Genomic DNA, 14,344 nt, shown 5'->3' on the forward strand with positions numbered 1-14,344 from the left:
TATGTGTGGAATTGTTGGATATATTGGCCATAGACAGGCTTATCCTATTATTATAAAAGGACTTCAAAGATTAGAATACAGAGGCTATGATAGTGCTGGTATTGCCTTATACGATGGTAATACCATTAAGCTATCAAAAACCAAAGGCAAAGTTTCTGATCTTAAAAACAAAATAGAAAGTGAGATTTCTACTGAAGGAACTCTAGGTATAGGTCATACACGTTGGGCTACACATGGTGTACCAAATGATGTTAATTCACACCCACACTATTCTAATTCTGGAGATTTAGTAATTATTCATAATGGTATCATTGAGAACTATGATTCTTTAAAAAAAGAATTAATCAAGCGAGGATACACTTTTCAATCTGATACAGATACGGAAGTATTAATTAATCTTATTGAAGAGATAAAGAAAAATGACAATCTAAAGCTAGGTAAAGCTGTACAACTTGCATTAAACCAAGTTGTAGGAGCGTACGCTATTGCCGTGTTCGATAAAAATAAACCTAACGAAATTGTTGTTGCCAAACTCGGTAGCCCGTTAGCAATTGGTATTGGTGATGACGAATTTTTCATTGCAAGTGATGCGTCCCCTTTTATTGAATATACTAAGAATGCTATTTATCTTGAAGATGAAGAAATGGCAATTATTAGAAGAGGTAAAAAAATAAAAGTTAGAAAAATTAAAAATGATATTTTAGTTGATCCATACATTCAAGAACTTCAACTTAATTTAGAACAAATTGAAAAAGGGGGTTACGATCATTTTATGCTAAAAGAAATCTATGAACAGCCAAGTGCTATTTTAGATACATTTAGAGGTCGACTTTTAAGTAAAGAAGCCATAATTAAAATGTCTGGTGTTGAGGATAACATGAAAAAATTCTTGGCAGCAGATCGTATTATAATCGTAGCATGCGGTACATCTTGGCATGCTGGTTTAGTTGCAGAGTATATTTTTGAAGATTTAGCAAGAATACCTGTTGAAGTAGAATATGCTTCAGAATTTAGATATAGAAATCCAGTAATAACCGAAAAAGATATCGTTATCGCCATTTCTCAATCTGGTGAAACCGCAGATACTTTAGCGGCTATAAAATTAGCAAAATCTAAAGGTGCATTCGTTTTTGGAGTGTGTAATGTGGTTGGTTCAACCATTGCAAGAGAAACAGATGCAGGTGCATATACACATGCTGGTCCAGAAATTGGTGTAGCCTCAACTAAGGCATTTACAACACAGATTACTGTATTAACACTAATCGCTTTAAGATTAGCTAGAGCTAAAGGAACCATGTCTAGTTCAGAATTTAGACATCACCTTATTGAGCTAGAAACTATCCCGAGCAAAGTTGAAGAAGCATTAAAATCTGACGCTTACGTAAAAACTGTGGCAGATATATATAAAAATTCTACTAATTTCTTGTATTTAGGTCGAGGCTTTAATTTTCCTGTTGCACTAGAAGGAGCATTAAAATTAAAAGAGATTTCTTATATACACGCAGAAGGTTATCCTGCTGCGGAAATGAAACATGGACCAATTGCCTTAATTGATGAGCAAATGCCAGTTGTAGTAATTGCAACTAAAAAAGGACATTACGAGAAAGTAGTTAGTAACATACAAGAAATAAAATCTAGAAAAGGTAGAATTATAGGTATTGTTACAAAAGGAGATACAAGTGTAAAGGAATTAGCAGATTATGTTATAGAAGTGCCTGAGACCCTAGAGTGTCTTACACCCTTATTAACTACAATACCATTACAGTTACTTTCATACCACATTGCTGTAATGTTAGATAGGAACGTAGATCAACCAAGAAACTTAGCTAAATCAGTTACTGTAGAATAGCTAAACCAGTTATTATAATCATATTTCAAGGCCTAAAAATTGAGGATTTTTCAATTTTTAGGCCTTATTTTTATAATAAAATGCTATGCACGCATAATTTTATGAGAATTTCTTATTGAATTTTCATATATTTAATTAAATTGCTCATCTAATAAATTAACTAATCTCTAACATGAAGACAATCTTAAAGCTTTTCACTATGCTTTTTTGCGTGGTATCTTTTGCACAAACCACAATAAATGGTAAAATTATCGACAATACTGGCTTACCATTACCTGGTGCAAATATTGTTGTAGTAGGTACCAGTACAGGTACGGTATCTGACTTTGATGGGAACTATACCTTAACGGTTTCTCAAGAACCACCGTTCTCAATCCGTGTAAGTTATACGGGTTTCGAAGCTCAAACAATCGAAATTACTTCCAATAACCAAACGATTGATGTTACCTTAGCAGAAGGAAACGAACTCGATGAAGTTGTCATCTCAGCGTCCCGTACTCCAGAACGTATTTTTGAATCACCGGTTACAGTAGAACGTTTTGGATTAAAAGAAATTAAAAACACGGCTTCAGCAGATTTTTATGGAGGCTTAGAAAACTTAAAAGGTGTTGATGTTAACACTAGTAGTTTAACTTTTAAATCTGTTAACACAAGAGGTTTTGCTACAACTGCCAATACGCGTTTTATGCAATTAGTTGATGGTATGGATAACTCCACACCTGCTTTAAATTTCCCAATAGGAAACCTTGTTGGTATGGTTGAAACAGATGTACATAGTGTTGAACTATTACCAGGAGCATCTTCTGCATTATATGGTGCAAATGCATTTAATGGTATTCTATTTATGCGAAGTAAAAACCCTTTCGATCACCAAGGAATTAGTGTTGCTATCAAAAAAGGTATCACCTCTCAAAAAGCGGCTGGAGATAATGAATATACAGATGTAAGTCTAAGTATGGCTTATAAATTTAGCGATAAATTTGCAGCGAAAGTAAACTTTGGTTATTTAGATGGTACAGATTGGGCAGCAACTAGCGAAGTAGATAGTGATATGTTTGGCGGCACTAGAGCGAGCAATTTAAACTATAACGGTATCAACGTTTATGGAGATGAAGTATCAGCAAACATTAATGACTTATCAGGAGGTACAGGTATTGTCCCAGATGTTTTTGTAAGTAGAACAGGATATAATGAACGTGACTTAACAGAACATAAAGCTCAAAGTATTAAGGCCGATTGGGGGTTATACTACCGTCCAATAACAGATAGCAATTTCGAAATACAATATGTCGGTAAAGTAGGTACTGGTACAACTATATACCAAGGTACTAACCGATATAATATTGATGGATTCTTTCAAGAACAACATAAACTAGAATTAAAAAACGACAATTATTTTATAAGAGGTTATGTTGTAGCTGACAAAGCTGGGGATTCTTATGATATGGTATTTACAGGAATCAACATTAACAGAGCTTGGAAAAGTGATGCTGATTGGTTCGGTGATTATATAAATACATACGTAGCTGCAACTTTAGGAGGTGGTGCTACAGATACTCAGGCTCATGCTGCTGCAAGAGCTGCTGCTGAAAATGGAAGATTTGAACCAGGTTCAACAGAATTTAATAATGCATTCAATAGAATTATTAAAGACCCAGATTTAGCTACAGGATCACAATTCCAAGATGCTTCTAAATACTACCACGCAGATGGTAACTACAACTTTAGTCATTTAACTGATATTGCAGACATTCAAGTTGGAGGGTCTTTTAGACAATATAAATTAAATTCTTTCGGGTCTATCTACACGGATTATGATGGTGAAATTGACTATAGTGAGTTTGGTGTTTACACACAAATTCAAAAAGAGTTAGAATTAAATGAAGATATGAATTTAAAAATAACGGCTTCTGCACGTTATGATAAATCAGAGTTTTTTGATGGATTTGTATCTCCTAGATTATCTGTAGGCTTAACGCTAAATAAAAATCATAACATTAGAGCTTCTGCTCAAACAGGTTTTAGAAATCCAACGACTCAAGATTTATTTATTGGATTAGATGCTGGTAGAGCAATATTAGTGGGGTCTGCCCCAGATAATTTAGATCGCTATTCTAGAGATTTCACATCAAGTAACGGAACCGTATATACACAAACTGGTGCTGCTGCGTACAATAACTCTTATACTGCATCTTCGGTACAACAACTAGCAGCAAGTGGAGATCCTACTGTTTTAACAGTAGCGAATCCAAACCTTGTATCACCAGAAAAAGTATCTTCTATAGAGGTTGGATATAGAGGAAAGTTTGATAAATTGACTATAGATTTTAGTACATATTATAATAAATATAAAGATTTTATTTCTTCAGAGGTTGTCATAGCACCGTTATATGGTGATGTTACTGCCCCTGAAGGTTCTGCTGAAAGAAGTTTATCTGTTCTAGCAATAGCAAGTAGCGATTTCACTACTTATAGTGCATACACAAATTCTGATGTAGATGTTAATTCTTATGGAGCCTCAATAGGATTATCAACTAAAATAATGGGCGATTTTGATTTAGGTGGAAGTTATACATTCACTAAACAAGATTTTGACCAAGCAGCTAATCCAAATTTTGAAACGAACTTTAATACACCAGAGCATAAGTTTAAAGCTCATTTTGGAAATACAGAGTTATTTAAAAACTTTGGGTTTAATGTAGCCTACAAATTTACGGATGATTATTTCTGGGAAGCGACTTTTGGGGATGGTATTGTACCAGAATTCCACACAGTTGATGCACAAATTAGTTACACTATTCCAACCTTAAAATCTACAATTAAGTTAGGTGGTACAAATATTGGTGGAAAAGAATATTTCACTGTATTTGGATCAGGTTATATAGGGTCAATGTATTATGCTTCTTTGACAATTAATAATTTATAAAAAATAGCAAAATGAAAAATATAAAATATGTATTACTATCCGCTGTCCTAATTGGATTTACAGCATGTAATGATGAAGCAGATTTTGAAGAACTTTTAGATAACCCAACAGAACAAGTTACCTTTCCTGAACTAACTGCAGGTTCAGCAAATTTCGCTAAGTATGTATCTATAGGGAATTCTTTAACTGCTGGTTTTACAGATAATGCTTTATTTATTTCAGGCCAAGAAAACTCGATGCCGAATATTCTATCTCAAAAATTTGCCTTAGTTGGTGGTGGTGATTTTACGCAGCCTTTAATGGATGACAATATTGGTGGTTTATTATTTGGTGGAAACCAAAATACCGATGGAAGTTTTGGCCCTAGATTATTTTTTGATGGCTCAGGACCTGCAAGTTTACCTGCAACGTCAACAACAGAAGCATTTGCACCCTCATTAGGTTCTAAAAACAATATGGGAGTTCCTGGTGCTGCAAGTTTTCACTTACTATATGATGGTTATGGCAATCCTGCAAACTTAGTTACAGATCCTCCTTCTGCTAACCCATATTTTGTACGTATGGCTTCTGCTCCAAACGCAACGGTTTTAAGTGATGCGCTAGCTCAACAGCCAACATTTGTTTCTTTATGGATTGGAAATAATGATGTTTTAGGTTATGCCACCTCTGGTGGTGATCAAACTGTCGCTGCAATTACACCATTAACTGGACCACCAGGTGTTGGTTTCGATCAAACAATTGGCGCTATTGTTGGTGCTTTACAGGCTTCAGGTGCTCAAGGGGTTATGGCCAATATACCTTACGTAACATCTATTCCTCATTTTACAACTGTTCCTCACAACCCATTAGATCCTTCAAATCCAGATTTTGGTCCGCAAATACCTTTATTAAACTCTATTTTTGGTGCATTAAATCCAATTTTTAATGCTGTAGATCCAAATAGAGCTATTGTTTTTTCAGAAACGGAAGCTAGTGCAGTAGTAATTAAAGATGAAAGTTTAAATGACATTTCTACAACCATTATTGGAGCTTTAAACGCTAGTCCGACTTTCCCAGCATTTATTGCGCAATTTGGATTACCTGCTCAAGCGGCTCCACTCGTAGCGAACCTTTTAGGTGTAACTTACGGACAAACAAGACAGGCAAATGCAAATGATTTGTTAGTATTGCCAAGTAGTAAGGTAATAGGAACAGTTAATATGGAATCTGTTGCGGCTTTAATGGCTCAAGGACTTCCTCAAGCATTAGCTGGTCAATTCTCTGTAGAAGGCGTTTCACTTCCTTTAGAAGATAAATGGGTATTATTACCAACTGAGCAAGATGAGATAAAATTAGCAACAGACGCTTTTAACATTGTATTAGAGGCTGCTGCAACTACTGCTGGATTTGCTTTTGTAGATGCCAACTCATTAATGTCACAATTAGATAATGGAGGTTATTCCGATGGTAATTTTGTATTAACATCTAGTTTAGTAACAGGTGGTGCATTCTCGTTAGATGGTGTTCACCCAACAGCAAGAGGTTATGCATTATTAGCCAACGAGTTTATGAAAGAAATTGATGAGACCTATGGGTCAAATTTTGAAGCTTCGGGTAACTTATTAGATATAGGTAATTACCCTACCAACTATCCACCAACACTTCAATAAATTCACTTATATTTTTATAACAAAAACACGCTCATTTACAGCGTGTTTTTTTATTAAAAAAATACTATTATTTTTTTAAATAAAACCATATCTTTGCAGCGCGAAAAACGTACGCAGTCAACTAGATTGCGTTAGCTGTTTTTCAGATTTAAACTATTGCAAAACAAAAACATAAGAGTAATGTCAAAAGTTACAGGTAAAGTTGCACAGATCGTAGGCCCAGTTATCGATGTAGAATTCGCTGCTGGTTCAGAGCTTCCAAAGATCTATGATTCATTAGAAATTAATAACCAAGATGGTTCAAAATTAGTATTAGAAGTACAATCTCACATTGGTGAAGACACTGTACGTACTATTGCTATGGATTCTTCAGATGGTTTAAGTAGAGGAACAGAAGTTCATGCCACTGGTGCTCCAATTCAAATGCCAATTGGAGATGATGTTTACGGACGTCTTTTCAACGTTATTGGTGATGCTATTGATGGATTAGGAGATTTACCTAAAGCTGGTGATGCTGGTTTACCGATTCACAGACAAGCTCCAAAATTCGAAGACTTATCAACGTCTACTGAAGTTTTATTTACTGGTATTAAAGTAATCGACCTTATCGAGCCTTATGCAAAAGGTGGTAAGATTGGTTTATTTGGTGGTGCTGGTGTTGGTAAAACAGTATTGATTCAGGAGTTGATTAACAATATTGCAAAAGGTCATGGTGGACTTTCTGTATTCGCAGGTGTTGGTGAAAGAACACGTGAAGGAAACGATTTACTTCGTGAAATGTTAGAGTCAGGTATTATTAAATACGGTGATGACTTTATGCATTCTATGGAAGAAGGCGGATGGGATTTATCTAAAGTTGATAAATCTGGAATGAAAGAATCTAAAGCGACTTTCGTATTCGGACAAATGAATGAGCCTCCTGGAGCTCGTGCTCGTGTGGCACTTTCAGGGTTAACTATCGCAGAATATTTCCGTGATGGTGCTGGTGAAGGACAAGGAAAAGATGTATTATTTTTCGTAGATAACATCTTCCGTTTTACACAGGCTGGTTCTGAGGTATCTGCATTATTAGGTCGTATGCCTTCTGCAGTAGGTTACCAACCGACATTAGCAACCGAAATGGGTGCAATGCAAGAACGTATTACTTCAACAAAAAGAGGATCTATTACATCTGTACAAGCGGTATACGTACCTGCAGATGATTTAACGGATCCAGCTCCAGCAACAACGTTTGCTCACTTAGATGCAACTACAGTATTATCTCGTAAAATTGCAGAGTTAGGTATTTACCCAGCGGTAGATCCATTAGATTCTACATCAAGAATTCTTACTGCTGATATTTTAGGTGATGAGCATTATAACTGTGCACAACGTGTAAAAGAGTTATTACAACGCTATAAAGAATTACAAGATATTATTGCTATTCTTGGTATGGAGGAATTATCTGAAGAAGATAAAATGGCTGTAGGTAGAGCAAGACGTGTACAACGTTTCTTATCTCAACCATTCCACGTAGCAGAACAGTTTACAGGACTTAAAGGTGTTTTAGTAGATATTAAAGAAACAATTAAAGGTTTTAATCAGATTATGGATGGTGAGTTAGATCACTTACCAGAAGCAGCATTTAACCTTAAAGGTTCTATTGAAGAAGCTATTGAAGCAGGAGAGAAAATGTTAGCTGAAGCATAATTGGTTAATAGTTTATAGTTGTTGGTTGCTAGTTTTCCAACAACCATCAACTAATAACAAACAACTATAAAATATGTACTTAGAAATTGTATCACCAGAAGACACATTATTTAGCGGAGAAGTTACTTCAGTAACTGTTCCTGGAGTAAATGGTGAATTTCAAATGTTAAACAATCACACCCCTATTGTCTCTATTCTTAAAGAAGGACATGTAAAGGTTGATGGAACTAACATTCAATTAGAAAAAGAGGTTGAAGCAAAATTTACAAAATCGGATAAAGGATTTTGGTTAGCGATTAATTCTGGAACATTAGAATTAAAAGATAATAAGCTAATTATTTTAGCAGACTAACACATCTTACTATAAAATAGAAAAGCGCGAAATATTTTATTTCGCGCTTTTTTTATGCCCAACAATAAAAATATTATAGTCGTTTTACCGCCTCTAATTCAACCTTCAATTCTTGAAATAGCATCATAATACTACTCAATTTCAATTCTTTTTCATCGTATTCTTGAGTGTTAATACAGCATGTAAATTCCCATATTTCTAAGATGTTTTCGCGTGGAATTAAATAGGGTTGATACGTTTTATTATCTGAGCTTAACAACAAATTTGAAATGTCTCCTTCAGGAATATAAATCCGCTTGTACACCAAACCATCATCCTTAGTTAGTATAATATACGTACGTCCGCTTTTAACATCTCTAATATCGTCAACAAATTTTGCGACTATAAACGCACCATCTTTTACAGGTAACATAGAATCCCCTTTAATAGGAAATGCTCTGTGTGTCCCTGTTGGTAAAAACGGTAATTTAATCTTTTGAAGCTGTTCTATATATTCCGGATCATCGTAACCCGACAAATAACCAGCGGATGCTTTTGCTGGGATAATTTCAATTAAATCCTCGTTATCTTCATTAACAGTTACAGGAAATAACACACGCTTATTCCCGACTTCAATAAACGATGTGTCTTTGGCTTTACGCAAATCATTTTTTACTAAAATATCAATAGGGATATCAAAGAAGTTAGACAAGTCTATTAAGCGGTCTATTGGCGGCTCTGAACGCCCTTCTTCATAAGAACCCACCATTGAGCGACTCCAGCTTAATTCATCAGCAAAGCGCTCTTGAGAGAGCTTTTTTAGAGTCCGTAAATGTTTTATATTAGCCTGAATCGGTTTCATCTGTAATTTTATTTTTATTAATCATCCATTAAAAAAAGCGACATGCTAAAAGCATAAATTATTATTTCTAGTGTTAAAATTGTCTCGAAAATCTCAGAATTAAATCATTTCAAAACACCAAGTTTCAAAATAACGCTTCACTCCTAACTCTTCACTTTTAACTTTTAACTTTTTCAAATATTACTACAAATGTAAGCAATAAAAACTACACACAGTAGCTAAATTTACAATCTAGATTTTTAGTTATGTATTTAAATTGTCACACGTATTACAGCCTTCGTTATGGAACCATAAAACCAGAACAACTCCTTGCTATTGCATCAGAAAATGGTGTACAAACCCTTGCGCTAACCGATATTAATAGTACATCTGCGTGTTTAGATGTAATGCGTTTATCAAAAAAATACAAAATAAAACCCGTGCTTGGTGTCGATTTTAGAAATGGTGTACAACAGCAATTCATTCTTATCGCCAAAAACAATCAAGGGTTTCAAAATATTAACACCTACCTCTCTAAATTTCTTCACAATCACGATTTACAAATCCCAGAACGACCAGATGAAGACTTAGAGGATTGCTTCGTGATTTATCCCTATCAAAACCAAAATCATTTCGAATTAAAATCCAATGAGTTTTTAGGCATTACTCCTCAAGATCTTAATACCTTAAAATTCTCAAAATGGAATGAATTCAAACATAAACTCGTGGTTTTAAAAACGGTTTCCTTTCAGAATAAAAAAGGATTCAACACCCATCGTTTACTACGCGCTATTGATAATAACACTTTATTAAGCAAACTTCCAAAGTCCGAAGAAGGTCATGAAAATGACATGATGCTACCGTACAACGACCTCTGTGAAACCTATTCAGAATTCCCAAAACTCATCAGTAATACAGAGCAACTTTTAGAAGACTGCACCACTACTTTCGATTTTGAAAATACCGAACCTAAAAACCAAAAATGTCTAACAGAAAATGAAACTTCAGATTATCAGTTACTGAAACAATTAACATATGATGGCATTAACTATCGTTACGGCATTAAGGTGGAACAGAAGGTTTATGATCGTATTGAAAAAGAGCTTCATATCATTAAAAAAAAAGGCTTCGTCTCCTATTTTCTCATCAATTGGAAAATCCTAGAATACGCCCGAAGTAAAAATTATTACTACGTTGGTCGTGGTAGTGGTGCCAATAGTATTATTGCGTATTTACTACGAATCACAGATGTAGATCCTATTGAACTCGATTTATATTTTGAACGTTTCATTAACCTCTTTCGTCAGAATCCACCAGATTTCGATCTCGATTTTTCATGGAGAGATAGAGATGATATTACCAATTACATTTTCAACACCTTTAAACACACAGCACTTATTGCAGTTTATAATACCTTTAAATTTAAAGCGTCTATTCGCGAATTAGGAAAAGTGTTTGGTTTACCGAAGTCAGAAATGGATAAATTAACTAGAGGCAAATATCATATTAATCAGCTCGATCAATTATCGCAACTCGTCATTAAATACAGCACCTATGTTGAAGGGTTTCCTAATTATTTAGGGATTCATGCTGGCGGCATTTTAATTTCAGAACAACCCATTCATTCGTATTGTGCCACATTTATGCCTCCAAAAGGTTTTGCGACGACACAATTTGATATGGTCGTTGCAGAAGATATTGGACTCTATAAATTCGATATTCTGAGCCAGCGTGGCTTAGGAAAGATAAAGGAAGCGGTAGAAATTATTGACGAAAATTATAGCGACCAACCTCCTATTGATATTCATGATATAAAAGGGTTTAAAAAAGACGAACGCATTAAAGATTTATTGCGTAACGCTAAAGCCATTGGTTGCTTTTATGTCGAATCCCCAGCCATGCGTATGTTATTAAAAAAATTACAAGTCGATAATTATTTGGGCTTAGTCGCTGCCAGTTCTATCATTAGACCTGGCGTTGCAAAAAGTGGTATGATGCGCGAATACATTTTACGGTACCGCTATCCCGAAAGACGAAAAGAAGCACACCCTGTTCTACAAAAAATTATGCCCGAAACTTATGGTATTATGGTGTATCAAGAAGATGTCATTAAAGTCGCACACCTCTTTGGTGGTTTAGATTTGGGTGAATCAGATATGCTGCGTCGTGGTATGTCTGGAAAATTCCGATCGAGAGACGAGTTTGCCAAAGTGAAACAAAAATTCTTTGACAATTGTAAACACGATGGAAAACCTGAAGATTTGGTTGCTAATATTTGGCGTCAAATTGAAAGTTTTGCAGGTTATGCGTTTGCTAAAGGCCATTCTGCTTCTTATGCTGTAGAAAGTTATCAAAGTCTGTTTTTAAAAGCCTATTATCCGTTGGAATATATGACAGCGACCATTAATAATTTTGGTGGATTTTACAACACAGAATTATATGTTCATGAAGCTAGAATGCACAATGGTATTATTGAAGCACCATGTATTAATAAGTCGTTTACCCAAGCCGTTATAAAAGAGAAAACGATCTATTTAGGCTTTATGTTTTTACAATCCTTAGAAGCTAAAACCATAAATCGTATTCTTAATGAACGACAAGAACATGGCAAATTTGAATCGCTCGACGACTTTATAGAACGTGTATCAATCTCTATTGAACAGATTTCGATTTTAATTAAAATCAATGCTTTTCGGTTTACAGGAATTAATAAACGTGAATTGCTTTGGGAAGCCCATTTAAAAATTAGTAAAACCGTCATTAAAGAAGACGTCGTTACACTGTTTAAAACCGAACGTGTGAATTATAATACACCTGAATTACCGAGTACAGACTTAGAAAACGCTTTCGATTCGATTGAATTACTAGGATTTAGCCTTTGTAATCCGTTTTATTTACTCAAAACACATTCGATTAGTAATTTACGCGCGAAACACCTCATACAACTAGAAAATAAAATTATTATCATTGAAGGCTACTTGATTACGACCAAAAATACCAAAACGGCGAATGGAAAAATGATGCATTTTGGCACCTTTTTAGATCGTGATGGTGATTTTTTAGACACGGTTCACTTCCCTCCTATTGCAGCTAAATATCCTTTTAGAGGTAAAGGCATTTATAGCATTACAGGAAAAGTAATGGTAGAATTTGATTGTGTAACGATTGAAGTTTCAAAACTTGAAAGACTAGACATTATTGAAGACCCGCGTTATGCGGTAAAATCTTTGAATCCTACATTTCAGAATAAGAAAAGCTTTCAAGACCTAAAACAGGCACAAGCATAAAGATTAAAACCCACTCATCACTTCGGGTGATTTATGAGCTAGGGTAAATTTAAAATTTTCTATATCCTGCAAGGTTTCAAAAACCTTGTAGGTATAATTAACAGTTTAAAAAATAACATGGAGTCACTTCGAGTGAATTTGTGAAACTATCAAAATCAAAATATTTTTTGATTGAAGATATCGAAGCCTAGCTTTAACAAATTTGTATCGATAAGCTTTAACGAACCATAAGGCTCTCGATACAACAATTTTTCCACTTTAGCTCCAAAAATCGCCACTCGAACTGACGTGAACTACGCTTTTATAATAAAATTGTTAGTTAGATTTAACACCCCTAAAGTCCCCTCAAGGGGACAGTCTCACTGTTGCGAATAAAAAAATCTAAAAGATTTTTTTATTAATTGTCCCCTTGAGGGGACTTTAGGGGTGTTTTTAAATCTCACAGGAAAGAAAACCCAAATTAAAAATGAACAAAAACCGCAACATCGTACACATGGATTTAGACACCTTTTTTGTGTCTTGCGAAAGACATACCGATAGTAGCCTTAATGGAAAACCAATTCTTATTGGTGGCACAAGCGACAGAGGTGTAGTGGCATCTTGTAGTTATGAAGCTCGAAAATTCGGCATTCATTCTGCGATGCCAATGCGTATGGCAAAACAGCTTTGTCCTGAAGCTATTATACTTAGAGGAAACTCTGGTGTATACACCAAATTTTCAAACGCTGTTACCGATGTGATTAAAGAGAGCGTTCCTCTTTATGAGAAAACATCAATAGATGAGTTTTACATCGATCTTACCGGAATGGATAAATTTTTTGGTTGCCACAAACTCGCTTCAGAACTACGTCAGAAAATCATCAAAGAAACTGGCTTACCGATTTCCTTTGGTTTATCGCTTAACAAAACAGTGTCTAAAATTGCGACTGGAGAAGCCAAACCCAACAACGAGATTCGTATTCTTTCTGGTACCGAAAAACCATTTTTGGCTCCACTTTCGGTTAAAAAGATACCTATGGTTGGCAATGTCACTTACAAAGCTTTGTGTGATTTGGGTGTAAAACGCATTCATACCATACAAGAAATGCCCATGGAACTCATGCATAAAGTATTAGGTAAAAACGGTCTTGTTATTTGGAAAAAAGCCAATGGTATAGACAACTCTCCTGTGGTACAATACCACGAGCGTAAATCTATTTCTACTGAGCGTACTTTTAATCAAGACACTACAGATGTTACCAAACTTAAAGGGATGGTGGTTGCTATGACAGAAAATTTAGCCTACCAATTACGTCGTGGTCATAAGTTAACGGCTTGCGTCACGTTTAAGATTCGGTATTCCGATTTTCAGACGTACACGCAACAACAACGTATTCCCTATAGCGCCATGGATCATATGCTTATTCCTGTGGTATTAGATTTATTCAAAAAACTATACCATCGCAGACTTTTGGTGAGATTGATTGGCGTAAAGTTTAGTCATTTGGTAGAAGGAGGCCATCAAATAAATCTGTTTGAAGACAACGAAATGCACCTCAACCTAACCAATGCTATGGACAAAATGCGCGAACGTTATGGTGACAGAGCTGTAATGAGTGCTGCAGGTATGGAAGCAAAAACCATTAGTCGTTTTAACCCTTTTAATGGCGAACCACCTCCTTTATTGCCTAATCGACGACATTAAAATTTATGAACCCTCAGGTGACAAAAATTCAAAAAGCAAAACATATGAACGAGAAATTGTATCTTTATAACATAAGAGAATTAAAAAG

At 35.1% G+C, this 14,344-nt stretch carries 8 protein-coding genes; 7 read left to right on the forward strand and 1 reads right to left on the reverse strand.

What is annotated here, in order from left to right; genetic code table 11:
* Position 1 precedes the first annotated feature (1 nt).
* The 5 genes from glmS (at position 2) to DFQ09_RS12345 (ending at position 8,465) form a co-directional block, all read left to right on the forward strand.
* On the forward strand, positions 2–1,849 hold the full coding sequence (gene glmS / locus DFQ09_RS12325; protein ID WP_115810756.1) for a glutamine--fructose-6-phosphate transaminase (isomerizing): 1,848 nt from the start codon (positions 2–4) through the stop codon (positions 1,847–1,849).
* Positions 1,850–2,021: 172 nt separating this feature from the next.
* Positions 2,022–4,775, forward strand: coding sequence for a TonB-dependent receptor (locus tag DFQ09_RS12330; protein WP_115810758.1), 2,754 nt, complete (start codon positions 2,022–2,024; stop codon positions 4,773–4,775).
* 11 nt (positions 4,776–4,786) lie between these two features.
* Positions 4,787–6,424: a G-D-S-L family lipolytic protein gene (locus DFQ09_RS12335; RefSeq protein WP_115810760.1), complete on the forward strand. Its 1,638-nt coding sequence runs from the start codon at positions 4,787–4,789 to the stop codon at positions 6,422–6,424.
* 180 nt (positions 6,425–6,604) lie between these two features.
* Positions 6,605–8,113: a F0F1 ATP synthase subunit beta gene (gene atpD / locus DFQ09_RS12340; protein ID WP_115810762.1), complete on the forward strand. Its 1,509-nt coding sequence runs from the start codon at positions 6,605–6,607 to the stop codon at positions 8,111–8,113.
* Between the two features lie 73 nt (positions 8,114–8,186).
* A complete protein-coding gene (locus DFQ09_RS12345) occupies positions 8,187–8,465 on the forward strand; it encodes a F0F1 ATP synthase subunit epsilon (RefSeq protein ID WP_115810764.1) in 279 nt (92 codons plus the stop codon).
* 73 nt (positions 8,466–8,538) lie between these two features.
* Here DFQ09_RS12345 and DFQ09_RS12350 read toward each other — a convergent pair whose 3' ends face one another.
* Positions 8,539–9,306 carry an XRE family transcriptional regulator gene (locus DFQ09_RS12350; protein WP_115810766.1) on the reverse strand — a complete coding sequence of 256 codons (768 nt, stop codon included), beginning with the start codon at positions 9,304–9,306 and terminating at the stop codon, positions 8,539–8,541.
* A gap of 245 nt (positions 9,307–9,551) precedes the next feature.
* Here DFQ09_RS12350 and DFQ09_RS12355 point away from each other — a divergent pair, with 245 nt between their 5' ends.
* Together DFQ09_RS12355 and dinB are read left to right on the forward strand one after the other, a co-directional pair.
* Positions 9,552–12,572, forward strand: a complete 3,021-nt coding sequence (locus DFQ09_RS12355; RefSeq protein ID WP_115810768.1) for a DNA polymerase III subunit alpha — start codon at positions 9,552–9,554, stop codon at positions 12,570–12,572.
* 466 nt (positions 12,573–13,038) lie between these two features.
* The gene (dinB, locus tag DFQ09_RS12360) at positions 13,039–14,256 is read left to right on the forward strand and encodes a DNA polymerase IV (protein WP_115810770.1); all 1,218 of its coding nucleotides are present in this window, start codon (positions 13,039–13,041) and stop codon (positions 14,254–14,256) included.
* Positions 14,257–14,344: the final 88 nt, after the last annotated feature.

Source organism: Winogradskyella pacifica (assembly GCF_003386275.1).
GTDB lineage: Bacteria > Bacteroidota > Bacteroidia > Flavobacteriales > Flavobacteriaceae > Winogradskyella > Winogradskyella pacifica.

Excerpts from the sequence above, each read along its gene's own strand:
- glmS (WP_115810756.1), top strand. The coding sequence starts at position 2 with ATGTGTGGAATTGTTGGATATATTGGCCATAGACAGGCTTATCCTATT.
- DFQ09_RS12330 (WP_115810758.1), top strand. The coding sequence starts at position 2,022 with ATGAAGACAATCTTAAAGCTTTTCACTATGCTTTTTTGCGTGGTATCT.
- DFQ09_RS12335 (WP_115810760.1), top strand. The coding sequence starts at position 4,787 with ATGAAAAATATAAAATATGTATTACTATCCGCTGTCCTAATTGGATTT.
- atpD (WP_115810762.1), top strand. The coding sequence starts at position 6,605 with ATGTCAAAAGTTACAGGTAAAGTTGCACAGATCGTAGGCCCAGTTATC.
- DFQ09_RS12345 (WP_115810764.1), top strand. The coding sequence starts at position 8,187 with ATGTACTTAGAAATTGTATCACCAGAAGACACATTATTTAGCGGAGAA.
- DFQ09_RS12350 (WP_115810766.1), bottom strand. The coding sequence starts at position 9,306 with ATGAAACCGATTCAGGCTAATATAAAACATTTACGGACTCTAAAAAAG.
- DFQ09_RS12355 (WP_115810768.1), top strand. The coding sequence starts at position 9,552 with ATGTATTTAAATTGTCACACGTATTACAGCCTTCGTTATGGAACCATA.
- dinB (WP_115810770.1), top strand. The coding sequence starts at position 13,039 with ATGAACAAAAACCGCAACATCGTACACATGGATTTAGACACCTTTTTT.